The organism is Canibacter zhuwentaonis (genome assembly GCF_018531145.1).
GTDB lineage: Bacteria > Actinomycetota > Actinomycetes > Actinomycetales > Microbacteriaceae > Canibacter > Canibacter zhuwentaonis.
In genome coordinates, this window is sequence record NZ_JAHDSZ010000002.1 from 29,504 (window position 1) to 52,833 (window position 23,330).

The window sequence follows — 23,330 nt, forward strand, 5'->3', positions numbered from 1 at the left end:
GATATGGCTACAAAAGAAGCTGTGAGAGTTGTTAAACTAAAATCGATTAGTTCGGCTGAAAAGCGAAAACCGTCTGTTTTCTGGTTGCTGGCCGTTTTTGTGCTGCCGTTCTGGAATATGAGCGCAAAATACAGGTTCACACCCGGATCAAAACTGCCGCAGAACGAGCCGTTTATTTTGTGTCCCAACCACATGAGCGAGATCGATCCGGTTGCAATCGGGGTTGCAACCTGGAAACTGGGGCGTTTGCCGCGCTTTATGGCAAAGGCGAGCCTGTTTAGAGTGCCAGTGCTGGGCTGGTTAATGCGCGCGAGCGGGCAAATTCCTGTTGAACGCGTAAGTCGCGGCGCAGACAGCGCAAACCACGCCAGCAGCAGCACAAAAATGGCAAAAAAATCCGCTCCCAAAGTCGGTCCGATCGGGGCGGCGAGTGAGCTTATTAGTAAGCGCGCTGGGGTTATTATCTACCCCGAGGGCACTCTCACGCGTGATCCTGATATGTGGCCGATGCGCGGCAAAAGCGGGGCTGTGAGATTAGCTCTTGAGGGGCAAATCGCGCTGTATCCTGCGGCGCACTGGGGAGTACAGAATATTATGCCGCGCTACGGTAAAAAAGTGCACCTGTTCAAGCGCAAAACCATCTGCGTTGCAATCGGCGAGCCGATGAACCTCGAAAAATACCGTGGCGTTCCCGTGACTCAGGAGCTTGTGGCACGGGTTACTGCTGAGCTGATGCAGGAAATAACACTGCTCCTGGCAAAACTGCGCGGCGAGAATGCGCCACACGAGCGGTGGAATCCGCGCGAACACAACCAGACAGAAGCGGGAAGATTTTAATGCGGACAGATAAAAAACAGCGCACACAAGTTGCGGTAATCGGAGCGGGCAGCTTCGGCACAACATACGCGAAAATACTGTGCGATGCGGGCAATGACGTTGTGCTGTGGGCGCGGCGCGGCGCGGTTGTAAAAGAAATCAACAAAGCGCACCGTAACTCGCAGTATTTGCCTGAGATTGTGCTGCCCAAACAATTGCGCGCAGTGGATGATCTCGCAACCGCGGTGGCGGATGCTGAAATAGTTTTTCTTGCGATCCCCAGCAACTCACTGCGCGATAAGCTGCTCGCGATGGCGTCGTACTTGCGCGCAGATGCTGTTTTGGTGAGTCTTATGAAGGGGGTTGAAAAATCCACCGGAATGCGTATGTCGCAGGTTATCACCGAAACTATCAACTGGAGCGTGGAACAGGTCGCGGTTGTGAGCGGACCGAATATCGCACTTGAAATTGCGCGAGAGCAGCCAACCGGAGCGGTGGCCTCGTGCGTTGAGCTGGCGGTGGCAAAAAAGGTCGCGCAGGTGTCAACAACCCCGTATTTCCGCACTTACATTAACACCGATGTAACGGGCACCGAGCTCGGGGGTGTGCTTAAAAACCTGATTGCGATTGCGATCGGCATCGTTGACGGCGTGGGTTACGGTGAAAACACCAAAGCGTCAATTATTACGCGCGGCATCGCTGAAATGACAGAGTTTGCGGTGGCATCGGGCGCATACCCAACAACTATGACAGGGCTTGCCGGGTTGGGTGATTTGATCACCACCTGCCAGTCGCCGCTCTCGCGCAATTTCAGCGCGGGTAGGTTAATCGGGCAGCGCTATTCCAAAGAGCAAACAGCTGCAAAACTGGGGCAGCTCGCAGAGGGGCTAACATCGGTGGATCCGGTGCTGCGCCTTGCTGCGCAGCGCGGCATTGAAATGCCCATTGTGTCACAGGTCAAAATGGTGCTGGATGGCGATATTCAGCCGCTCGAACTCGGTCCGCACCTGGCGGCAGAAGGCAGCGTTCCAGAGCCTGAGCTGAAACTCGACGCGAACGCCGAGTCGGAGGGAATCTGGCATAAAACCAAATCGTTATTTAGAAAACAGAGTGACGGCGATGAGCAGTAAAAAAACAGTTGCGCTGATTTTTGGAGGCAGATCCAGCGAGCACGGCATTAGCTGTGTGACGGCCGCGAGCGTGTACAGCGCAATCGACAAAAACGCCTACGATGTTGTCTGTGTTGGCATCACAAAGCTTGGCGAGTTCGTGCCGGTGAGCGTTGCTGCGCTGCAAACTTTTAGGCTTGACTCGGAGTTTCTGCCAGAGATTGTAAAGGGCGATGAGGAGCTGATTTTCCCGCTCAGCACAAACGATCACAGACTGCGACTCCTTAACAAAGCGGGCACGGTTGAAACGCTCGCGCACTTGGATGTTGCGCTCATTATGATGCACGGTCGTTTCGGCGAAGACGGTACGGTGCAGGGGCTGTGCGAGCTAGCGGGGCTGCCGTATACGGGCAGCGGATCATTCGCCTCCGCGCTCTGCATGGACAAGCACGCTGCAAAGCTCGTGTTGCAGACCTGCGGTGTGCGGGTTGCGCCGTGGCAGCTTGTGACGAGGGCTGAGTTTGCGGGCGGTTTGGCGGGTGCACGAGATCTTGATGCGGGGCTGTCTTATCCGCTGTTTGTCAAACCTGCGCGTGAAGGGTCGAGCGTGGGTGTTACTCGCGTGAGTGCTCCAGCGGATCTGCCCGTGGCGATTGAGACCGCGCTCGCAGCCGATAAAACCGCACTTTTGGAATCTGCTGTGATCGGGCGTGAGGTTGAAATTGGCGTGCTTGAGCGGCGCGACGGGAGCGTTCCGCTGACGAGCAGCGTGATTGGTGAGATCGTGTTTAACGGGCGCGATTTCTACGACTTTGAGGCGAAATATATGGGCGCGGTCGGAGCCGATGTGGTTTTACCGGCGGATGTAACAGTCGCGGAGTATCAGCAGTTAAAAGACGCTGCGCTGCGGGCGTTTGAGGCCACCGGCTGCGCCGGATATGCGCGGGTTGATTTCTTTTTAACTGATTCTGGTCCGGTGTTAAACGAGATTAACACGCTGCCTGGTTTTACCCCGATATCGATGTATCCGCAGCTGATGCGCGAAAGTGGTGTTGACTACACGGCTTTAATTACCGAGCTTATCGAGCTGGGCTTGTGCGCTGACAGATAGCGGCTGCGCCGGGCTACAGCTGTTGCGCGCCTGGGGTAGCGGTTGCGCCTGCACGGCTGCTACGTCACGCAGTGTAGTGTGAAGCGCCGCAGAGCAGGGCGTAAGCGCCGACAGCTGGCGGCTGCGCGGCGCACTTATTCGGCAGTAGCAGATTTGTCGGTTTGCTGCAGCTGATCCGCATCGAGCGTATCCCGGTGATTCAAACAGCGCCGTTTTTGGGGCAGCTGCTTCACCGCCTCGGATATGTCGAGCAGCGCATCTGTGCCGCTAACTTTCTCAGACTCTACAAAAACCTCAAGCCCCGGCTCGCGCCCGTAGGCTGTGAACCTGTAGCGGGGTTTCTGGCTGTCGTCAACAACCCAATCAACGTCGTTCACGCTAATACATGCGTTGACAGTTGGCGCTGTGGGTGGTAATCCGCACCGCGCAATCACCGCAGCGGGGTTGCCCCACGCGCCTGTTGCCTGCGATGTTGTGGAGCGTTTCGTGAGCTTTGCGAGCGTATCCGGCAGTCGCACAGTAACTTCCGCGCACAGTGGGTTGTTAGCGTCTGTGGCGGCCTCAACGGGTACGCTCGGAGTGCATCCGCTAAGCCCGACAAGAGCTGCTGCGCAGAGCGAGAAAAGTGTTTTTTTAGCCACCCTGCTAGTTTACTGCTATTGCAGTTTAAGCACTAACCCGGGATGGAGTGGTAACCTAGCCGTATAAGCGAGATTTGACCTGGCTTGAGACAACTAACTTTTGAAGGAGAATAATGGCACTTACTAGCGTGCAACAGCAGCTTTTGGATCGCGTTGAAAATCGTTTAGCGATCGGTGGTGAATGGGTTGACGCTGAAGGCGGTGCAACTATTGACGTTGTGGATCCGGCAACGGGCGAGGTGATCAAGACCGTTGCGGATGCGAGCGTTGCGGATGCGCAACGCGCCCTTGACGCGGCAGTTACTGCGCAGCGCGACTGGGCGAAAACAGCCCCGCGCGAGCGCTCGGTGATGCTACGTAAAGCCTGGGAGCTGCTGCAGGAGCGCGCTGATGATTTCGCGCTTTTGATGACTCTTGAAATGGGCAAACCGCTCGCAGAGGCTCGTGGCGAGGTTGGCTACGGCGGCGAGTTCTTGCGCTGGTTCTCTGAGGAAGCGGTGCGTATTTCAGGGCGTTTTGGGAGTAACCCAGAGGGCACGGCGGATATGCTCGTGTCGAAGCTGCCGGTTGGTCCGTGCTATTTCATAACGCCGTGGAACTTCCCGCTGGCGATGGCAACCCGCAAAATTGCGCCCGCGCTGGCTGCAGGCTGCACTGTTGTTGTGAAACCCGCCGTGCTAACACCGCTCACCACTATTTATTTCCAGCAGTTGTTAGAGGATGCAGGGCTGCCGCGTGGCGTTGTAAATGTTGTGCAGACATCTAAGTCTAGTGCGCAGTCATCCGCGCTGCTGGCGGATTCTCGCCTGCGCAAGCTCAGCTTCACCGGCTCAACTTCGGTTGGTGTGAAACTGCTTGAAGCTGCCGCGCAAAACGTTTTGCGCACCTCGATGGAGCTGGGCGGCAACGCGCCTCTAATCGTGTTTGCAGACGCTGATCTTGACGCGGCAGTGGACGCAATTATGCTCGCGAAGTTCCGTAACATAGGGCAGGCCTGCACCGCGGCCAACCGCATCTACGCGCACAACGATATCGCTGACGAGCTGCTTGCTAGAATCACTGAAAAAGTTAAACAGCTCAAAGTTGGTAAGGGCACCGAAGATGGCGTGCAGATTGGCGCGATGATTGAGGAGAAAGCTGTTGTAAACTCGGTGCGGCTGGTTGATGACGCTAAAAAGCGCGGCGCTGAAGTTGTAATTGGTGGCAACCGCATAGAGGGCAAGGGCTTCTTTTTTGAGCCGACTGTCGTTGATAAAATCACAAAAGATGCAGCGCTGTACAAAGAAGAAATTTTTGGTCCTATTCTTGCGGTTACCAGGTTCAGCACCGATGATGAGGCGATTGAGCTGGCTAATGACACTGAATACGGGCTGGCAAGCTACATCTTCACAGAAGATTTGCACCGCACACAGCGCATGATTGCCGAGATCGAATCGGGCATGATGGCCGTTAACGCGGGTGTTATGTCTAACGCTGCGGCGCCGTTTGGCGGCGTGAAACAATCAGGTCTCGGGCGAGAGGGCAGTATTGAGGGCATCGAAGAGTTCTTGTCGGTGAAATACACTATGATTCCGCGCCGCTAGCGTGCAGTAAACCTGTGCGCGCGACCGGTTAAAACCGTTTCCGTGCTGCGCGCGGGTTCTGTTTAAGCGGGGTAATTTGTGGCGGATCAGATCCGCTCAGCCCACCAGCAGCTCGTTTCGCCGTAGTTTTTGCGCTTCATTATGCGCAGAGACTGCGGCATAGCTGGCTCAGGGCTGCGCTTGCTGCGCTCGATCATAACGAGCGCGTCGGCTTTTAAGAGCGGCGTTAGCGAGGCGAGATTTTCGGCAATAACAGCGTCGCTAAAATCGTATGGCGGATCAATAAAAACCACGTCATAGCGTAGCTCCGGTGCTACTGGTGGGTGCGCTATTAAAAACTTTTGCACGCTCTGCGTATAAATGCTGTGTGTTATTGTGCGCCCAGCAGCGCTTATTGCTGTGTGCGCAGCGGCGAAATTCTCGTCAATAATTTTTGCCGTCGGGGCATGTTTTTCAACAAATGTTGCGTGCTCAGCACCGCGGCTCAGAGCTTCAACGCCGAGCGCGCCCGATCCGGCATACAGATCGAGCACGCGAGTGTCTGTAAGATAGTTCCAGGCGTCAAGCGCTGAAAAAATAGCCTCTCGCACGCGATCGCTGGTGGGGCGCGTGCCCCGTTCTGGCACTTTCATGCGTAGAGAGCTGGCATCACCCGCGATAATTCTGGTCATAATTCAAGCATATCCGATAAACTCAAAGGCATGGAAACGCTTGCTTTAGAAACTTCTTTGCACAGGGTTCTGGGTGGCGCGACCGCGCAGGCGTTGCAGCGCGCGTTTGAATATGAGACGGTTAAAGATTTACTCTGGCATCTGCCACGCCGCTATGTTAGGCGCGGCGAGCTGACCGCGCTGTGCGATTTGCCTTTGAACGAACACGTCACAATTACAGGGCAGATTCTTGACGTGCAGCGCCGTGAAATGACGCGGCGCGGTGGGTCGTTGCTAAACGTGCGCGTTACGGACGGCACAGGGTTTATAACCCTCACTTTTTTTAATCAGGCCTGGCGCGAGGGCGAGCTGGTGCCGGGCAGACAAGGGCAGTTTGCCGGTAAGGTAAAAACGTATCAGGGGCAGCTGCAGCTGCAAAACCCCGATTATCAGCTGTTCACGCAGGAGCAGGTCAGTGCCAGCGGGGTTGATGCGCAGGCTATGCAGCGCGCCGAGGCGTTGGCGTTTTCGCGGGTTATAACCCCGGTTTATGCGGCAACTGCTAAAATCCCCTCGTGGGTTATTGCAAGCAGCATTAAAACGGTGCTCGATCATTTGCCTGTGCAGCCCGACAAAATCCCCGCCTGGGTGCGTAAAACCGCGGCAGTATGCGAGTTTGATGCGGCGCTGCGCGGCGTGCATATGCCGCAATCGCAGAGTGATATTAAACGCGCCCGTGCCAGCCTCAGGTTTCGAGAGGCTTTTGAACTGCAGCTGTCTCTTGTTGCGCGCGCTCGCAACACCGCCGCGCAGTTCACAGACGCCAGAAAGGCAGTGTCTGGCGGGTATTTAAGCGCTTTTGACGCGCAACTGCCGTTTCAGCTCACGGCGGATCAGGTTACTGTCGGGGAAAAACTGCAGACCGCGCTCGCGCTCAACTCGCCAATGGCAAAACTGCTGCAGGGTGAGGTGGGATCTGGTAAAACGGTTGTTGCATTGCGCGCAATGCTGCAGGTTGCAGATAACGACGGGCAGAGCGTGCTGCTCGCACCAACCGAGGTACTCGCAGGGCAGCATCTGCTGTCGGTGCAGCAGCTGCTCGGTGATGAGCTAAGCTGCAAACTGCGTCCGGTTTTAATCACGGGGTCGATGAGCGCGGCGCAGCTAAAGGCGGCGCTGCTCGAGGTTGTTTCGGGCAGGTCAAAAATTGTGATCGGCACTCACGCGCTTTTTAACGACCGGGTTGCATTTTACGATCTGGGGTTGATTGTTATAGACGAGCAGCACAGATTCGGAGTGGATCAGCGCGAAACACTGCGCCAGAAGGGCAAAAATCCACACCTGCTCGCGATGACAGCAACACCCATTCCGCGCACGGTTGCGCTCACCGCGTTTGGTGAGCTGGAGGTTGTTACGCTGCGGCAGCTGCCCGCAAACCGTCCTCCCATTAGGAGTTTTGCGGTGCACATCCAGGAGAATCCAGAGCTTAATGTGCGCGCCTGGCAAAAGGCGCGCGAGGAGATCGTAGCGGGCAGGCAGGTGTATGTTGTGTGCCCGGCCATTGAGGGTGCGGAACAGGACGATCCGTTGTCAGTTTCCGGTGCAGTGAAGCGCCCGCGCGCGAGTGTTTACGATATTGAGGCGGGGCTTAAATCGCGAGCCGATTACGCCGGTGTGCGCATAGATGTTTTGACCGGGCAGCTTGAAACCGCCGAGAAAGAGCGCGTTATGCGTGAGTTTGCGGCGGGCGAGATTGACCTGCTGGTGGCAACAACGGTTGTTGAAGTGGGTGTTAATGTGCCCAATGCGACGGTTATGATCATAGTTGAGGCCGATAGGTTTGGGGTTTCGCAGCTGCACCAGTTGCGCGGTCGTATCGGCCGTGGTGAGCACGCGAGTATCTGCTTGCTGTTGACGGAAGCGGATCGCACCTCCAAGGCATGGCAGCGTGTGGAGGCGGTGGCGTGCACCTCTGACGGTTTTGCGCTTGCTGAAATTGACCTGGAGCAGCGCCGCGAGGGGGATATTTTAGGCACCGCGCAGTCGGGCGCTAAGGCTACCTTGAAGCTTTTAAGGGTGCTTTTTGACGGCGAGGTGATTTTTCAGGCTCGCGCGCTTGCGGAGCAGCTTTTGGAAGCGGATCCGGAGCTTACAACCGCGCCCGGTTTGCGCGCCGAGCTTGTCACGGTCGCGGCTAAAGCCGCGGGGATTACTAAGACGTAGGGGTGCTGCTACCGAAAGTAATATATGCCGCGTTAGTTTCAGTGTCGTAGGTCATATGCATTGATTTTATCCTGTGCCGCAGTTTATTGTCTTTATAGATGCACCTGTTATATTATCGAGCTTAATTTACTACAGTATTGTGTATGCTAATTTTCGCATACGCGTTTTTCTTCGTAGTAGGTTACGGGATAGTGGTCGCACAGAGAAAAATATCCTCCAGCTAGTAAAAGCAGAGTAGAGTTATTATGTGAGTTTAACCGCTGTTGTGCCGGGATCTTTTGATCCGCTAACCCTCGGGCATCTAGATGTTGTGCGCCGCGCCAGCAAGATTTTCGACACGGTGCATGTGCTGGTCGTGACCAACCCCGATAAAAAAAGTATGCTCGACATCGCAACTCGTGAGCGGTTGACAGCGGCAGCAATTGCAGATGCCGGGCTGCAAAATAGGGTGCTTGTGCGCAACTGGGAGAGCGGACTGCTCGTGGACTACTGCAAAAAAATCGGCGCGAGCGTGCTAGTCAAGGGCGTGCGCTCGCAGACGGACGTCGCCTACGAAGTGCCCATGGTGCTGATGAACCGTTCGCTGGCCGATATTGAGACCGTGTTTTTGCTGCCTAACCCTGCTTATTCGATGGTGTCAAGCTCACTGGTGCGGCAGGTGCACGCGCTCGGCGGAGACGTGCGCGAGTACGTGCCAGAGTCGGTGCTGCAGTATTTGCAGCGGGTGCGGGCGGCGGATCAATAGCGCCTTTGCTTAATTTGACTCTTCAGGGTTTAATTGGTGTGTGAGTAAAAAACATATTTTTAGGTTCAATATCCGCGATATCTACAATCGCCCCGGGCAAATGCGAGAGCTGACGCACGAAGCGCAGCTGACAGAAACCTGGGGTGAGGGTATTTCGCGCGTGAAAGCAGGCGCTGAGGTTGGGCTGCAGATTCGTTTTGAGTCTGTTCACGAGGGAATTTTGGCGACTGTGAGAGCTGCGACAGAGGCGGAATCTGAGTGCGCGAGATGCCTTAAAAACTTCACGCAAGACATTAAAGTCGATTTTACAGAACTTTTCGCGTATAATCTTACTGAAGATGAAGAATACGGGGTTCGTGGCGATCAGATTGATCTGGAATTCCCGCTGCGTGATGCGGTAGTGCTTGCACTTCCGTTCACTCCTGTGTGTGACAGTGATTGCGAGGGTCTTGACCCGGCAACCGGTGAGCCATATGAGTCGGGCGTAGCAGTTGCAAAAGTGCCCGAGGTTGATCCTCGATGGGCGGCTCTTGCTGATTTTTCCATTCGTACAGGCAGTAAAAACTAGACTTTAGTTAAACTATTTAGAAAGAGAGCATCATGGCAGTTCCAAAGCGTAGGTTATCTCGCTCAAACACGCGTCACCGTCGTTCTCAGTGGAAAGCAACGGCTCCAACCCTCGTGAAAACAGTTGAGAATGGTCGCACCGTTTACAGTGTGCCTCACCGTGCTCGTGTTGTTGAGGACGCGCAGGGTAACGCACTGTTTCTTGAGTATAAAGGTCGTCGCGTAGCTGACGCATAACGAGTGCTTCTTGTGAGCGCTAATAAAAACACTCAAAACTCGTCTGAAATTGCCGGTTATGCCGATATGAAGCATGATCTTGCAACTTCAGACGGGTTTTTTGCAAGGTTTGAAGTTAAGGTTGAGCAGCAGCTGCTAACTCAAGCGCTAACCCATAGGTCGTGGACGGCGGAGCATCCTGCTGATAAGCACTATGAGCGCCTGGAGTTTCTGGGTGATTCGGTGCTCGGTTATGTGGTGACCAGGTATATCTATAAAAATCATCGAGGTCTTAACGAGGGTGATCTTTCGCGTCTGCGAGCATCGCTCGTTTCTGAAGTGGCGCTTGCGTCCGTTGCAAAGCGTTTTGGCTTTGGCGAGTTTTTGCGTCTCGGCAAGGGAGAGGATAAAAACGGCGGCAGGGAGCGGAAAAAACTGCTTGCAGACACTGTTGAATCTATAATTGCGGCGGTGCTTTTATCAACCGATATTGAGAAAGCAGTAAACTTTGTGCTCTACCTGTTAGACGAAGATTTACTCTCGCAGAAACAGTTTCTTACTGTGGAAAACGATCCTAAAACCACGCTGCAAGAGAGGTGCGCAGTTGGCACAGCTCCTGTCTATGAGGTTGTTGCAGAAGAAGGTCCGCCGCACAATAAGAGATTCACGATTGTGGTTAAAGCTGTGGCTGTTGATGGGCGGGGTGTTTCGGGCACTGGTTCTGCCAGCAGCAAAAAAGCGGCTGAGACTCTTGCCGCGCAGAGTGCGCTTAGTAAAATGTCGACGGACTTTGCCCACTACACAGGTTATGTGAAAAAACATATTAGCAAGCAGGCGAGCAATAACAAAACAAACCTGCTAACACCGAGCAGAAGCCTATTAAAACCGAGCAAAAACTCACCAAATAGATGCGGATGCTCTGAATAATGCCCGAATTACCAGAAGTTGAGGTTGTGCGCGCGGGTTTGCAGCCTGCGGTGACAGGGGCGTGCGTGCTTAGCGCAAAAGTTTTTGATGCGCGCTCGCTAAAACGCCACATTAGCCTAACGGAACGCAACAGCGGGCAGCTTGCTCCCTCTCACGGACGCACACTCGACGCTGCAACCCAGAGTCTGCGCGCCGCCGATTTTGAGCAAAGAATAACCGGCGTTAAACTCGCCGCACCCGTACGGCGGGGCAAGTTTCTGTGGATTCCCATAGCCGACAGCCCACAACCGCACACCGCGCTGTTTGCGCACCTTGCGATGAGCGGGCAGCTGCTCTTGCGCGCGCCAGACGCGCCAGACGATAAACACGTGCGAATTAGAATCTTGCTGGAGAGCGCGGCGGGGCAGCTGATCCGCCTTGATTTCGCAGATCAGCGACGTTTTGGCTCGCTCGCGATTGATCCGCTTGTGCCAACCGCTGATGGCAGGGCTGCGGGGTGGGGCGATGATGCCTGCGCAATACCGGCGCAGGCGGCGCATATTGCGCGAGATCTGCTTGATGCGGAGTTTGATTTTGCGCAGGTAGCGGCGCGTTTGAAACTGCGTAACAGCGCGATTAAAAAGTTGCTTTTGGAGCAGCAGCTATGCAGCGGAATCGGTAATATTTACGCGGATGAAGCTCTCTGGGAGGCGGCTATTCATCCGGAATTGAGGGCGTGCAGAATCAGTGTTGCGCGTTTGCGGCAGCTGCTCGCGGCGGCGGCGGATGTGATGGCGCGGGCGCTTATTGAGGGCGGCACGAGTTTTGACGCACAGTATGTGAATGTTAATGGCGAGGCGGGCTATTTTGTGCGCAGTCTTAATGCGTACGGGCGCGCGGGCGAGCCTTGTAAACGGTGCGGGGAGATTATGCGGCTGTCAAACGCGATTGGGCGGGCATCGCATTATTGTCCGCGGTGTCAGCGCAAGCGATAGCTGGCCACGGCAAAGTTGCTGAGTAGTAAAAATTAAGAGTATCAACTAAAATTGACGGGTGCGCACTGAAACAGGAAACCAGCAGACTGACGGGTCGAAACATCGTAGCGCGGGCAAAATTTTAATCAGTTTTTATTTAATTCTTGCGATCGCCGCCACGGGAAGATCTTGCTATCAGCTGCTGAGTAAATTTGAGCAGGCGCCTGTTGCCTACTCGCTTTCCGCAGTTGCCGCGGCTGTTTACATCGTTGCCACGGTTGCGCTTATTAAGGGCGTTAGGTGGCGCGCGGTGGCGCAGGCTGCGCTCGCCTTTGAGCTTGTGGGCGTGCTGGTTGTTGGCACTTTGAGCCTGACGCACAAAGAGCTTTTTGCGCATCCGAGCGTATGGTCGTATTTCGGGCAGGGCTACCTGTTTATTCCGCTGGTGTTGCCGGTTATTGGTATGTGGTGGCTGAAATCAGGGGTTGAAAGGTAGCTGTGCGCACGTTTAGAAGTTTTGCAGCCTTGCCGCAAGACGCGTTCACCTCTGCAACAGCGGTTGCAATAGGTAAGTTTGACGGCTTGCACCTGGGGCACAGAAAAATTATTACCGAGCTTATTAACACCGCCCGCCAGCGTGATTACGAGCCCTGTGTTTTCACCTTCACTGATAATCCGCTGGCAACTCTCGCACCCGAAAAGTGCCCGCGCGCGCTCGCTAGCACGGAACAGCGGATCGAGCTGCTCGCAAAAGCCGGTGTGAGCGCCACGCTGATGGTTGATTTTACGCGCGAGCTTGCCAGGCTAGAACCGGCGGAGTTTGTGTATCGCGTGCTGTTGCAGGGCATGAATGCGCGCGAAATACTTGTCGGACACGATTTTAAGTTTGGCAAAAACGGCTCAGGCGACGTGCAACTTTTGCGCGAGCTCGGGCAGCAGCACGGATTTGCTGTGCGGGTGCTCTCCGACATTGAAATTGACGGCGAACGGGTTTCGTCGACGCGGATCCGGGAGCTGTTGGAGCGGGCGGATGTGACGGGTGCCGCGAAACTGCTGGGTCGCACACAGAGTGTGCGCGGGCTTGTTGTGCATGGCGCGGCGCGCGGGCGCACGCTGGGGTTTCCTACCGCAAATATGCAGCCGAAGTATGCCGGGTTGGCTCCCGCCGACGGGGTTTACGCCGGATACGCAACGGTCGCTGGTGAAACTTACGCGGCGGCTATTTCTATCGGTGGCAACCCGACTTTCACGCCCGATGCGCCCTCGCAGATCGAAGTGCATCTTTTAGACTTTAGCGGCAATATTTACGGTGAATTAATGACCCTGCAGTTTGTTGCGCACCTGCGCATGATGACCGCGTACCGGGGAATTGACGCGCTGGTTGCGCAGATTAGCGAAGACGTTGTGAACACGCGGCGTATAATCGCGCCGATCCTGGACGGGTTGGCGGATCAACCGCAGGCAGCTAAATAGCGGGGCGGGCGCACATAAACTATTGTGCGAATCTATTATTTCCTGGTATTATTATGCAAAGGTATATATTTGTGCTTTTCACGCACATATTTGGTTAATTTTTGTAGCGTTATTACTTCTAAAATCTGGAGATTCTGTGACATCCACGGCTGATGCACGCTTGAAAAATCGTGCGACTGGCAACAAGAACGGCATCCGTTCGCTTGTACGAGGAGGACGTGTGCTTAAAAACGAGGGGATCATCCCGCAGCTTGCGCTCGCGGTGCGCGAGGTTGAGGCTTCTGCCCGGCGCGGCAAAGCAACCCCGGCAAACAGGGTGCGTTTTCAGGTTGTTGCGCTGCTTGTGCGTGAGGAGCGTGCGCGGGTGCGCGACGGCACTGATATCAGCGAGGCAGATCGCCAAGAAACCCTAAAAAGACTAGACGGCGTGGCTAATATTCTGGCGAGCGCGGCAAGCCACGATACTTCGCTAATTCCGCTGCTGCAGCCAGACGCTGTGATAACCGACGCAGCCTTGCAACTGCGCAAAACAATGCTTGAAAAAGCCGGGGTTACAGAGCCCGAAGAGCTTAGTGTTGAGGTTGCGTCTGCGCGTAAAATGGTCACAGAATCTAAACAGCGGCAGGTTGTGCCGCGGTCAATTGCGCGGCGCGCACGCGCAAATCCGTTCCTGCCGCCCCCGCAGGGCGTGATAAACCATGAGACTTTGCACACCGGGCTTGCTAACTGGGAGCTTATTGCGCCGCTGCTAAAGGCTTTTGAGCAGGGCGGGCAGGGCGAGTCGACAATGCAGCTGCCAGAGGCTCCTAAGCGAGACAGGTTTGCGCCTCCTAGGTCAGCTCTGATGCCGCACCAGGCGCGGCTTTTGGCGAGTGTGCGTGCGGGGCATCGGGAGTTTTTGCTGGCGGATGAGCCGGGTCTTGGCAAAACAGCGCAGTCGCTTTTGGCTGCCTCTGTTGCCGGTGCGTATCCGCTGCTTGTGGTTGCGCCGAACGTGGTAAAAATGAACTGGGCGCGCGAGGCCGCCAGCTGGACTCCGCAGCGTCGTGTGAGCGTGATTACCGGTGACGGTAAAGACGTGAATCCGTTCGCCGATATTTTTATTATCAACTACGACATTCTTGAGCGGCATATTTCATGGCTTGCCGCCTTTGGGTTTAAGGGCATGGTTATTGACGAGGCGCACATGATTAAAAACGTGACCTCGCAGCGCTCTCGCAACACACTCGAGCTGTCCGCAAAAATTCGCGAGAGCGTGGTTGATCCGCTGTTGATTGCGCTAACGGGCACGCCGCTCATTAATGATATTGAGGATTTCCGTGCGATCTGGCAGTTTTTGGGCTGGTTGCAGGGCGATGCGCCGGGCGCAAAACTGCTTAACGAGCTTGAGAAAAACGGGTACACCCCGGCAGATGGTGCGTTTTATCCGGCCGCGAGGCAGTCGGTTATTGATCTTGGAATTGTGCGCCGCCGTAAAATCGACGTGGCAAAAGACCTGCCCGCAAAGCGGATTATTGACTTGCCGGTGGAGCTTGACACGGATGAAGCGCCAGATATTAAAGCGGCAGAACGGCAGCTCGCGACTAAACTGTTTAACCAGTTTGCGAAACTTAAGCAGCGCAAACTGGGGCAGAAACTCAGCACTGAGCAGCTGATCCGCGCCGCTTGTATGCAGGAATACGAGATCGCCGCCGAAAGCGGGGGTGTTAGTGTTTTCACAATGGTGCGCCAAATCGGGCTGGCGAAGGCTGAACTTGCTGCCGATTATGCCGCGCAGTTGGCGCGCTCGGTTGGCAAAGTTGTTTTCTTTGCAAAGCACATTGAAGTTATGGATCGTGCGGAGGAGTTTATGCGCGCACGTGGGCTTGGCGTGAGTTCGATCCGTGGCTCGCAGAGTGCTATTGAGCGGCAGGAGGCGATTGACGCGTTCCAGAATGACCCGCGCGTGAACGTGATTGTGTGCTCTTTGACAGCTGCGGGCGTGGGTGTTAATTTGCAGGCCAGCTCGAACGTTGTGCTTGCCGAGCTGAGCTGGACCGATGCGGAGCAGACGCAGGCTATCGACCGCGTGCACCGCATAGGGCAGGAAGAACCCGTTACCGCGTGGCGGATCATTGCCGCGCAAACGGTGGATCAAAAAATCGCAGAGCTGATTGATTCCAAGGCCGGGCTTGCCGCGCGCGCGCTTGACGGCGCTGAGGCACAGGCGGAAAACAGCGATCCGGTGCAGCTGCGGGTGCTGATTGAGGTGCTGCGGCAAGAACTGCAGCGGCGTATTAGTACAATATAACCATGCGAGTTGGAGTTTTGGTTTCGGGCGGTGATTGCCCGGGGCTGAATGCTGCTGTGCGCGGCGCTGTGCTGCGCGGAGTTGACGTTTACGGGTACGAGTATATTGGCTACCGGGACGGCTGGCGCGGAGTGCGCGATAACGAATTTATGCCGCTTAACAGGGCCGCTGTGCGCGGTATTGCGCCGCTCGGGGGCACAATTTTGGGCAGTAGCCGCGTGAGTCCGCTCGGTGACGGTGCGATCGGCGTGAGCGGCTTAAAACAGCATATGCGTGATAACGCGATTGACGGTTTTATTACAATCGGAGGCAACGGCACGCAAACGGTCGCCAATATGCTGTTTCAGGAGGGCATTCCCGTGCTGGGGCTGCCAAAAACAATCGATAACGACCTGGTTGGCACAGACTACAGTTTTGGGTTTGACACTGCAGTACACATTGCAACCGAGGCTATTGACCGGCTGCGCACAACCGGGCAGTCGCACAGGCGCTGCATGGTGCTCGAGGTAATGGGTCGAGATGCGGGATGGATCGCCCTGCACGCGGGCGTTGCCGCCGGTGCGCAGGTTATTCTCGTTGCTGAGCACAGTGAGAGCGTCGAACAGATAGCAGAGTGGGTGACAAAGGTTGATCAGCGGGGCAGAAGCGCGCTGGTTGTTGTTGCAGAAGGGTTTATTCCCTTGGGTTATGACACCGAAATAACACGCGAGGGCAGCGACGGTTTTGGGCGCAAACGGCTCGGCGGGGTGGCTGAAATACTTGCCGCAGAAATCGAAAGAATATCGGGCATCGAAACAAGAGCGACCGTGCTCGGGCACGTGCAGCGCGGTGGCGTACCGACCGCGTTTGACAGGGTACTGGCAACCCGCGCCGGGATTCGGGTTGCGGATGCGGCAGCTGATGGTGAATGGGGCAAAATGGTTGCCGCGCGCGGCGAGCGGATGGAGCTTGTGCCGCTGGCAGAGGTTGGTGGCAAAACCAAGCACGTGCCAAAAGAGCGCTATCTGGAAGTGCGGCGCCTTTTTGGGTAGCTGCTAAATAGCGCATTCCAGGCTATTGCTGAGTTTAGCGCGTATCTTTTTAGTCTAAAATTAACAGGGTGAACACCATATTAAATGCCTCAGAATCAGCGCCAAACAGTGAGGATTCTAAAAACGGAAATACCGTGCAAAGCGCGCCAGCGCAGGAGTATGTGCCCGCAGGGATGCGCATCGCAGCTGCCTGGTCGTGGCGGCTGCTGTTGGTTGGTGCGGCTATTGCGGTTACTTTTTGGTTAATCGCGCAGGTTTCCACAATTGTAATTCCACTCTTTATTGCGGTGTTGCTCGCTGCGCTGCTGCAGCCGATTGTGCAGTTTGCGGTTAAAATAGGGCTGCCTAGGTGGCTCGGAATGCTTACGGCGCTAACGGTTATGGTGTCGTTCGTGTCGCTGCTTGTGTGGCTGATTGTGATTAATTTTCAGTCTGGTTTTGACGCGCTTGGGGTGCGGATCCAACTTGCTTGGAACGACTTCACCGAGTGGCTGACTACAAGCCCGCTGCCTTTTGACCTGAGCGATTTTAAGTTTAGTGTGAGTGACGCGATCCAGACGATCCGCGAAAACCAAAACCGCTTACTGAGCGGTGCGCTCGGGTTTGCAACAACCGCCGGGCAGATTATGGCCGGTGCGCTGCTGGTTATTTTTTCGCTTATTTTTCTGCTGATAGACGGCAAGAAAATATGGTTCTGGGTGCTCGGTTTTCTGCCTGCCGCAGCTCACGCGCCCGTTAACGAGGCTGCAAAAGCCGGCTGGGAGTCCGTTGGGCACTATGTTCGAGTGCAGATTCTCGTGGCTTTTGTTGATGCCGTTGGCATTGCGCTGGGAGCGTGGATTCTCGGGGTGCCGCTTGTGATCCCGATAGGCATTTCAGTTTTTTTAGCGTCGTTTATTCCGTTCTTGGGAGCGATTACAACGGGCGTGCTCGCCTGCGTTATCGCGCTTGTTTACAACGGACCCACAATTGCGTTGCTAATGCTCGCGGTTGTTGTGCTGGTAAACCAGATTGAGGGCAATGTGATGCAGCCGCTCGTGATGGGTAATGCGGTTAGCGTGCATCCGCTCGGGGTTGTTTTGGCCGTTACCATGGGCGCAATGTTTGCGGGCATTGCCGGGGCGTTGTTTGCCGTGCCAATTGCCGCGTGCGCGAATTCAATGGTTAACACGCTCGCGTCGGGCAGCTGGCGAGGGCTGCCCGATCCGGTTAAAATATACCACGCTGATAAAGAGCAGGAGCGCGACAAGCGTGCTATTATCAGGGAGCTGGCGCGCAAAGTTAAAAGGAGGTCGTAGCTATTTCTGCGAAATACACACCACCAGAGTTATCAGAGTTCATAGCGGCGCAGCCGCAGGTTGCTAAGGTTGCACAGCGCACTCCGCTTGTGACATCTCGATTTTTAGCGGATCTGCTGCGCGTACCGGAGCTGTATCTAAAATGCGAGAACCTGCAGCGCACTGGCTCGTACAAGCTGCGCGGCGCGTACAACCACATCGCTAATTTAGCCAAAAGCAGTGGCGTCACCCACGTCGTGGCCGCTTCTGCGGGAAATCACGCGCAGGGCGTTGCGTATGCGGCGCGTGAGCTGGGTTTACAAGCAACTATTTTTATGCCGCGGGGTGTCGCACTGCCGAAGCTGCAGGCGACTCGTAACTACGGCGCAGACATTGTGCTCGGCGGAATTAACGTGGACGAGACTCTGGCCGCGGCAAATGTGTTTGCGGCTAAGGAGAGCGCGCACTTTGTGCCGCCCTTTGACGATCACGATGTGATCATAGGGCAAGGAACTGTGGGGCTTGAAATGTTCACCGCCGCGCCAGAACTAGAAACCATTATTGTGCCCGTTGGTGGCGGCGGGTTAATCAGTGGAATTGCCGTTGTTGCAAAGCGTTTAACTGCTCGGCAGGGGCGGCACGTGCGGGTAATAGGGGTGCAGGCTGAGAACGTGGCATCGTTTGAAAACTCACTGGCGGCGGGTGAGCCGATTGCTGTTAATTCGAGCAACTCAACAATTGCTGACGGAATCGCGGTTTTTAAGCCCGGGCATCGTAACCTAGCGGTTGTGCGCGACTATGTTGATGAGATTGTAACCGTGAGCGACGAAGATATTGCGCGTGCAATTGTGATTCTGTTCGAGCGTGCAAAATTGGTTGTGGAACCGGCGGGAGCTGCCGCAGTTGCCGCCATTGTTGCAGGCAAAGTGCATGCTACGGGAGTAACCGCCGTTGTTTTGTCGGGGGGTAATATCGATCCGCTGCTAATGCAGCGTGTTATTGGGCACGGTCTTGCGGCCGCGTCGCGGTATCTGAAGCTGCGTATTTTGTTGCCGGATCATCCCGGGCAGCTTGTGCGCACCGCCGAGATTGTGGCGCGGCAAAACGCGAACGTGGTGGAGGTGCTGCACACGCGTCACACAACGGAGCTGCCGGTTAGTGATGTGGAGCTGGAGCTGCACATTGAAACGCGTGGCGAGGAGCACGGGCGCGAGGTTGTGGATGCCCTGGAGAGCGCCGGGTATGTTGTGCGCGTGAGGGAGAGATACTAGGAGTTTTAAGCATACAAAAGCGGTGTTGCGTGAGTAACGCAACACCGCTTAGTTGGTTATAAGAGCGGTTAGTCTCTGAAGGTTTCTACGCCAACAATTTTTACGCTGATGTCGTTGCCGTTGGGTGCGGTGTAGCTCGCGGTTTCTCCCGCTTTAAGCCCGAGCACAGCTTTGCCGAGCGGGCTTTCTGGGCTGTACACGTCTAGTTCTGTGCCCTCTGCTATTTCGCGGCTGCCGAGCAGGAACTTTTCTTCCTCACCGAACAGTTCAACGGTGATGACCGTGCCAATTTCAACAACCCCGCTTGAAGTTGGTGCAGCGCTAACAACCGCGTTTTGTAGGAGTTCTTCGAGATTGCGAATCCGCGCCTCCATTTTACCCTGCTCGTCTTTTGCGGCGTGGTATCCGCCGTTTTCTTTGAGGTCGCCTTCTTCTCGCGCCGCTTCGATACGGGCTGCTATTTCACGCCGTCCCTCGCCTGAGAGCTGATCAAGCTCAGCTTTGAGACGATCGTAAGCGCTTTGCGTTAGCCATGTTTTGTTTGTTTCAGCCACGCTTGCTCCTTAAATATTTGTGGATAAAAAAAATAGCAGTGTTGATAACATCAACACCCCTTTAACTCATCCATTATACAGCTAGTTTCTTGTTTTCTGGCTAATCAGTGTGATTGAGGAAGCAAAAAGCGGCGGCGAGCCCCACCAAAACGAAGCCCGCCGCCGAACTTGCGCGATCTATAAGAGCTACTCAGCAAGCTTATCTGCCTTAGCTGACCTGGAAGATTGCAGTTTTGCGTATATTAAACCCCCCAGCGCTACGAAAAAACCTGTAATATGCAGAGATGCATCGCAGGTAACCCCCAAAAAATTATACAAAAAGATTCCAGCTGCTAGAATGCAGCCGCCAATTATACTGGTGATTTTCATTTTATGCTCCGAATCCACAAGCAGAAATTACCGCTCCGACAACGAGCAATTCTAGCAGAGCTTCTCTAAGACCCGAACTGGCCGCTGTAAATATTTTTATTGTTTTCATTATGTGTCTCCTTGTGTGTCTCGTAACTAGCTGAGCTAGTTCTTCTGTTTCGTGATTGCCGGCAGTGCGACAATCGCGAGGATAAGTTCCCACCCTTCTAGGTGTCAACTAAGAATCAAGATACTTGGCGATTTTGTGAGTTATCTTGATGGTTTTATGCCCCGGCTACGGTACTTCCCAGCAGTCGGTTGCGGTTACGGTGTTGGCGGTATTGAGGGTGCGCAATTCTGTTGTGATCCGCTGATGCTGTTTTGAGCTTGCGGGCAGCTCTATTATTTTGTACCCGAGCGGCGCATAAGAAGTGCTTAGCGCCTGAATTTCACAGCGCAGTTTTGTCTGCGGGCGTGCGGTTGTGACATCGAAGGTTATTTTGGCGGTGTGCTTGTCGATAACAGAGTGGCTGATATCAGCAACTGAGATATTGCCAAAACTGTTTCTGAAAACCATTGCGTAGGTGAACCAGCCGAGCGAGACAACGAGCATCGCGCCGAGCACCCAGGCGAGCGCGCGATCGCGTTTACGAGAGGCGCGCGCGCCGTAGCGATCCGCCAAATGGGGGGCGACAGTTGTGCACGCGGGCGGCTGATCTGCGCCCTCTGCTGCTTGATCGCTTAATAGCACTGCGGGTACTTTCGGGTTTTAGTAATAGAATTAACTTTAGACAGCATACTTTATGCGGCTGTAAACATTTTTTGCCGCCGTAGGTTTACCACAGGGGATTCAAATTGTTTTTACCAGGTGTTTTTAGGGCGGTTGCGCTCGATCGGGTGCTGCCGCTGGAGACGCCGCCCGAGTACGATTTTGACCCGGTTAGCGTCACCCCAGGAATCGTGGGCTTTGCCTTTATTGCGCTGCTCGTGCTGATTGTGATTGTGCTTTGCGTGTTTTTTGTGCGCACGCTGCGGCGGATCAATTACCGCGCACAGGTGCAGGAGCAAATCGTGCAGGAGCTGACCGCGCAGGGCACTAAACCGTCTGACAGTTAGTGACGCAGCTGCGGCGGATCGGGCTGCACGCCCGTGGAAGCTAGCGGCGGGTTCTATGCTCGCAGTAGCTAGCGCAGATACAGCGGGTTCAGCAGCGCCAGCAGCGCACCCACCCAGTGGCAGAAGAACGCGGCAACTGTACAGGCGTGAAAAAGCTCGTGGAAGCCGAAAAACTGATTATTGCGCAGTGGCCATTTGAAAGCGTAAAAAACCGCGCCGGCCGTGTAAATTAGCCCGCCTATTATTAGCAGAATCACGGTTGCGTTGTTTGCAGTAAACATTTTCGGCAGGAAGAAAACCGCCGCCCAGCCCATCGCAATATACAGCCCAACATACAGCAGGCGGGGAGCACCAAGCCAGAATACGCGGATCGCAACACCTGCAACAGCCGCCGCCCACACCGCGAATAGCAGAATCCTGGCATTATCAGTGGGGAGTGTGCCGACGGCAATTGGCGTGTAGGTGCCCGCGATTAGCAGGTAGATATTAGCGTGATCGATCCGCCTTAAAATACGCTTGTTTTTAGCAGACCAGTTGAGGCGGTGATAGAGCGCGGAGTTGCCAAACAGCAAAACCGAGCTTACAAGATACACAACGGCGCTCAGCTTGCTCGCCGTGCCGTGCGCGAACACGATCAGCAGCACGCCCGCCGCAATCGCAAGGGGAGTTGTGCCAGCGTGCAGCCAGCCCCGCAGCAGGGGTTTGTAAGGTTGGTTGGCGGAATGTTCTGCCCGCGGGGTTTGCGTGGTTGCCGTGGCGGCTGTCGGTTCAGTGTTTTGTTGCAATGTCGCTTTTCTTTGTTAAACCGCTGGTTGTTGCTGTGTTATGCAGTGAATACCGCCGCCGCGAGTGAAAATATCGCGTGCGTCAAGGTTCACTATTTCTCGCCCGGGGTAAACCTCCGCCATAATCGAGTGGGCGCGCTGATCCGCCGCTTTCTCGCCGAAGCCGCAGGCAATTACCGCGTTGTTAATAACCAGGTGATTGATATAGCTGTAGTCAACAAAGCCTTCGCTGTCGCGGAGTATTTCGGGCGCTGGCAGGGTGAGAATAGCAGTTTTATCGCCGCGCTCCTGCAGCCAGCGTTGTGTAATTTCGATATTTTCTTTGGAAATGGCATAGTCGGGGTGTGCAGGGTTTGTCTGTTCGTGCATTAGCAGCACATCCTCGCTCGCAAAGGCGGCGAGAATATCAGAGTGCCCGCGAGTGCCGAACTCGTCAGAATCGCGGGTTAGACCGCGGGGCAGCCAGAGTGTGCCGGTGGTGCCGATTGTGCGGCGCAGCTCGTCTTCAACCTGGGCTTTGCTCCAACCCGGGTTACGCCCCGGGTCAAGCTGCACAGTGTCCGTTACGATAACGCGACCGATGCCGTCAACTTGGATTCCGCCGCCCTCGTTAACCATCTCAGAGTTGATTATCGTTGCCCCGGCAAGCTCGGCAACGATCTTGCCAACGTGTTGGTCTTTATCCCACTTTGCCCAGCGCTGCGCGCCCCAGCCGTTAAAAACGTAGTTTACAGCACCCAGCTCCCCGTTCTCGCCAATCACAAAACTCGGCCCGATGTCGCGCATCCACGCGTCATTGAGCGGAGCTGTTACAAGCTCAACCTGCCTGGCAAGGTATTTTTTGGCGATTTTTTCGTCACCCGGGTTGACGAGCATTGTGAGATGTTCGTGCTCGGTAATTGCGTTAGCGACGCTCGCCCACGCGGTATAAGCCTCTGCCGCGCTGGTTGCATCGGTAAAAAGATAGCCGCCGCTGGCAGGCCACGCCATAAACACGCGCTCCTGTGGATGCGATTCAATGGGCATTCTCCAGTTTGACACGGACACCTCTCTTGCTAAATTTTTAGTGCTTCCTCTAGCATAGCGCGCCTGCCTGACCCGTTTTTAATTATTGCCAATTCGCGCCAGCAATTGGTAGTATTCAGCGAGTTTACACGTGCCCAAGCGCCGCACAGAGAGCGAAAGACGAAAGTTACAAGCGGCAGAATCGCAGCGGCAAACACGGCTCACAATTATTTCTGGCGGACGGTCTAATAGTTATAACCCTTGTTTTTTAGGGTTCTATTTCGGGTCTGCTGAAGTTGTTTTTTGACCTGCTGCCACCGGTAACGCTTTCGGGCAAAGCAGTTACGCTGGGGGCGACAGGCGGATTCGCGCGTCATGCGCTGCTGCTTGAGAGCGTGCTGCGGTCGTTCATCTCGTACCTGCACAGAATCACTGTTAGCATTAGGGTTTATGGTGCAAAACCCGAGTGGGAGAGTGATTTTGAGCGGATCACGCCGCGTGCGCGTCGTGCGGGCGGCGAGCTAGCACGCTGGACGCAGCTTTTGCAGTGCCATAACACAGACGTGACAGCTAGCTGACTAGCGTGCTGAGGTGTTGATTAGTGCGTCGGGGCGGCGCGACTGTTAGCCCGCTAACTAA

At 55.1% G+C, this 23,330-nt stretch carries 24 protein-coding genes; 18 read left to right on the forward strand and 6 right to left on the reverse strand.

Annotated elements, in window-relative coordinates; genetic code table 11:
- Positions 1-3 precede the first annotated feature (3 nt).
- From KJY78_RS02345 to KJY78_RS02355, 3 genes are read left to right on the forward strand one after another with little or no spacing between them, the layout of a single operon-like run.
- Complete coding sequence (locus KJY78_RS02345) at positions 4-837, forward strand: lysophospholipid acyltransferase family protein (RefSeq protein ID WP_214336978.1); 834 nt, start codon at positions 4-6, stop codon at positions 835-837.
- Positions 837-1,946, forward strand: coding sequence for an NAD(P)H-dependent glycerol-3-phosphate dehydrogenase (locus tag KJY78_RS02350; RefSeq protein ID WP_214336979.1), 1,110 nt, complete (start codon positions 837-839; stop codon positions 1,944-1,946). The genes KJY78_RS02345 and KJY78_RS02350 overlap by 1 nt, the downstream gene beginning before the upstream one ends.
- Positions 1,936-3,036 (forward strand): D-alanine--D-alanine ligase family protein, encoded by a 1,101-nt coding sequence (locus KJY78_RS02355; protein ID WP_214336980.1) that lies wholly within the window; start codon positions 1,936-1,938, stop codon positions 3,034-3,036. Before KJY78_RS02350 ends, KJY78_RS02355 begins: the two co-directional genes overlap by 11 nt.
- Before the next feature lie 134 nt (positions 3,037-3,170).
- Here KJY78_RS02355 and KJY78_RS02360 read toward each other — a convergent pair whose 3' ends face one another.
- Positions 3,171-3,677, reverse strand: a complete 507-nt coding sequence (locus KJY78_RS02360; RefSeq protein ID WP_214336981.1) for a DUF3515 family protein — start codon at positions 3,675-3,677, stop codon at positions 3,171-3,173.
- A 113-nt stretch (positions 3,678-3,790) separates the two neighbouring features.
- On the opposite strand from KJY78_RS02360, the gene KJY78_RS02365 reads away from it, so the two are divergent.
- Positions 3,791-5,260 carry an NAD-dependent succinate-semialdehyde dehydrogenase gene (locus KJY78_RS02365; RefSeq protein ID WP_214336982.1) on the forward strand — a complete coding sequence of 490 codons (1,470 nt, stop codon included), beginning with the start codon at positions 3,791-3,793 and terminating at the stop codon, positions 5,258-5,260.
- Between the two features lie 86 nt (positions 5,261-5,346).
- On the opposite strand, the gene rsmD is transcribed toward KJY78_RS02365, so the two are convergent.
- Positions 5,347-5,931 (reverse strand): 16S rRNA (guanine(966)-N(2))-methyltransferase RsmD, encoded by a 585-nt coding sequence (gene rsmD, locus KJY78_RS02370; protein WP_214336983.1) that lies wholly within the window; start codon positions 5,929-5,931, stop codon positions 5,347-5,349.
- Positions 5,932-5,961: 30 nt separating this feature from the next.
- Between rsmD and KJY78_RS02375 the strand changes: the two genes are divergently transcribed.
- From KJY78_RS02375 to ilvA, 12 genes are all read left to right on the forward strand, one after another.
- Positions 5,962-8,133, forward strand: a complete 2,172-nt coding sequence (locus KJY78_RS02375; RefSeq protein ID WP_214336985.1) for an ATP-dependent DNA helicase RecG — start codon at positions 5,962-5,964, stop codon at positions 8,131-8,133.
- 247 nt (positions 8,134-8,380) lie between these two features.
- Entirely contained in the window at positions 8,381-8,878 is a 498-nt protein-coding gene (gene coaD / locus KJY78_RS02380; RefSeq protein WP_214336987.1) for a pantetheine-phosphate adenylyltransferase, read from the forward strand.
- 40 nt (positions 8,879-8,918) lie between these two features.
- Positions 8,919-9,446 carry a YceD family protein gene (locus KJY78_RS02385; RefSeq protein ID WP_348771167.1) on the forward strand — a complete coding sequence of 176 codons (528 nt, stop codon included), beginning with the start codon at positions 8,919-8,921 and terminating at the stop codon, positions 9,444-9,446.
- Between the two features lie 32 nt (positions 9,447-9,478).
- The gene (gene rpmF / locus KJY78_RS02390; RefSeq protein ID WP_214336989.1) at positions 9,479-9,682 is read left to right on the forward strand and encodes a 50S ribosomal protein L32; all 204 of its coding nucleotides are present in this window, start codon (positions 9,479-9,481) and stop codon (positions 9,680-9,682) included.
- A 12-nt stretch (positions 9,683-9,694) separates the two neighbouring features.
- A complete protein-coding gene (rnc, locus tag KJY78_RS02395; protein WP_348771168.1) occupies positions 9,695-10,588 on the forward strand; it encodes a ribonuclease III in 894 nt (297 codons plus the stop codon).
- A complete protein-coding gene (gene mutM, locus KJY78_RS02400) occupies positions 10,588-11,562 on the forward strand; it encodes a bifunctional DNA-formamidopyrimidine glycosylase/DNA-(apurinic or apyrimidinic site) lyase (protein ID WP_214336991.1) in 975 nt (324 codons plus the stop codon). Before rnc ends, mutM begins: the two co-directional genes overlap by 1 nt.
- A gap of 58 nt (positions 11,563-11,620) precedes the next feature.
- Complete coding sequence (locus KJY78_RS02405; RefSeq protein WP_348771169.1) at positions 11,621-12,037, forward strand: hypothetical protein; 417 nt, start codon at positions 11,621-11,623, stop codon at positions 12,035-12,037.
- A 2-nt stretch (positions 12,038-12,039) separates the two neighbouring features.
- Positions 12,040-13,014, forward strand: a complete 975-nt coding sequence (locus KJY78_RS02410) for a bifunctional riboflavin kinase/FAD synthetase (protein WP_348771170.1) — start codon at positions 12,040-12,042, stop codon at positions 13,012-13,014.
- Between the two features lie 136 nt (positions 13,015-13,150).
- Complete coding sequence (locus KJY78_RS02415; RefSeq protein ID WP_431732320.1) at positions 13,151-15,304, forward strand: DEAD/DEAH box helicase; 2,154 nt, start codon at positions 13,151-13,153, stop codon at positions 15,302-15,304.
- A 2-nt stretch (positions 15,305-15,306) separates the two neighbouring features.
- Entirely contained in the window at positions 15,307-16,335 is a 1,029-nt protein-coding gene (locus KJY78_RS02420; protein WP_214336993.1) for a 6-phosphofructokinase, read from the forward strand.
- A 68-nt stretch (positions 16,336-16,403) separates the two neighbouring features.
- On the forward strand, positions 16,404-17,633 hold the full coding sequence (locus tag KJY78_RS02425; RefSeq protein ID WP_348771171.1) for an AI-2E family transporter: 1,230 nt from the start codon (positions 16,404-16,406) through the stop codon (positions 17,631-17,633).
- A 2-nt stretch (positions 17,634-17,635) separates the two neighbouring features.
- Positions 17,636-18,883, forward strand: a complete 1,248-nt coding sequence (ilvA, locus tag KJY78_RS02430) for a threonine ammonia-lyase (RefSeq protein ID WP_214337116.1) — start codon at positions 17,636-17,638, stop codon at positions 18,881-18,883.
- A 68-nt stretch (positions 18,884-18,951) separates the two neighbouring features.
- On the opposite strand, the gene greA is transcribed toward ilvA, so the two are convergent.
- Positions 18,952-19,437, reverse strand: a complete 486-nt coding sequence (gene greA / locus KJY78_RS02435; protein WP_214336995.1) for a transcription elongation factor GreA — start codon at positions 19,435-19,437, stop codon at positions 18,952-18,954.
- A 643-nt stretch (positions 19,438-20,080) separates the two neighbouring features.
- Positions 20,081-20,536, reverse strand: coding sequence for a DUF4307 domain-containing protein (locus KJY78_RS02440; protein ID WP_214336997.1), 456 nt, complete (start codon positions 20,534-20,536; stop codon positions 20,081-20,083).
- Between the two features lie 104 nt (positions 20,537-20,640).
- On the opposite strand from KJY78_RS02440, the gene KJY78_RS02445 reads away from it, so the two are divergent.
- Complete coding sequence (locus KJY78_RS02445; RefSeq protein ID WP_214336999.1) at positions 20,641-20,901, forward strand: hypothetical protein; 261 nt, start codon at positions 20,641-20,643, stop codon at positions 20,899-20,901.
- A 68-nt stretch (positions 20,902-20,969) separates the two neighbouring features.
- Here KJY78_RS02445 and trhA read toward each other — a convergent pair whose 3' ends face one another.
- Both trhA and KJY78_RS02455 read right to left on the reverse strand, forming a co-directional pair.
- Positions 20,970-21,686: a PAQR family membrane homeostasis protein TrhA gene (trhA, locus tag KJY78_RS02450; RefSeq protein ID WP_214337000.1), complete on the reverse strand. Its 717-nt coding sequence runs from the start codon at positions 21,684-21,686 to the stop codon at positions 20,970-20,972.
- Positions 21,687-21,701: 15 nt separating this feature from the next.
- Positions 21,702-22,727: an agmatine deiminase family protein gene (locus tag KJY78_RS02455; RefSeq protein WP_348771172.1), complete on the reverse strand. Its 1,026-nt coding sequence runs from the start codon at positions 22,725-22,727 to the stop codon at positions 21,702-21,704.
- Positions 22,728-22,969: 242 nt separating this feature from the next.
- On the opposite strand from KJY78_RS02455, the gene KJY78_RS02460 reads away from it, so the two are divergent.
- Complete coding sequence (locus KJY78_RS02460) at positions 22,970-23,269, forward strand: NAD(P)H-dependent oxidoreductase (protein WP_348771178.1); 300 nt, start codon at positions 22,970-22,972, stop codon at positions 23,267-23,269.
- Positions 23,270-23,330: the final 61 nt, after the last annotated feature.

Excerpts from the sequence above, each read along its gene's own strand:
- KJY78_RS02345 (WP_214336978.1), top strand. The coding sequence starts at position 4 with ATGGCTACAAAAGAAGCTGTGAGAGTTGTTAAACTAAAATCGATTAGT.
- KJY78_RS02350 (WP_214336979.1), top strand. The coding sequence starts at position 837 with ATGCGGACAGATAAAAAACAGCGCACACAAGTTGCGGTAATCGGAGCG.
- KJY78_RS02355 (WP_214336980.1), top strand. The coding sequence starts at position 1,936 with ATGAGCAGTAAAAAAACAGTTGCGCTGATTTTTGGAGGCAGATCCAGC.
- KJY78_RS02365 (WP_214336982.1), top strand. The coding sequence starts at position 3,791 with ATGGCACTTACTAGCGTGCAACAGCAGCTTTTGGATCGCGTTGAAAAT.
- rsmD (WP_214336983.1), bottom strand. The coding sequence starts at position 5,931 with ATGACCAGAATTATCGCGGGTGATGCCAGCTCTCTACGCATGAAAGTG.
- KJY78_RS02375 (WP_214336985.1), top strand. The coding sequence starts at position 5,962 with ATGGAAACGCTTGCTTTAGAAACTTCTTTGCACAGGGTTCTGGGTGGC.
- rpmF (WP_214336989.1), top strand. The coding sequence starts at position 9,479 with ATGGCAGTTCCAAAGCGTAGGTTATCTCGCTCAAACACGCGTCACCGT.
- mutM (WP_214336991.1), top strand. The coding sequence starts at position 10,588 with ATGCCCGAATTACCAGAAGTTGAGGTTGTGCGCGCGGGTTTGCAGCCT.
- KJY78_RS02420 (WP_214336993.1), top strand. The coding sequence starts at position 15,307 with ATGCGAGTTGGAGTTTTGGTTTCGGGCGGTGATTGCCCGGGGCTGAAT.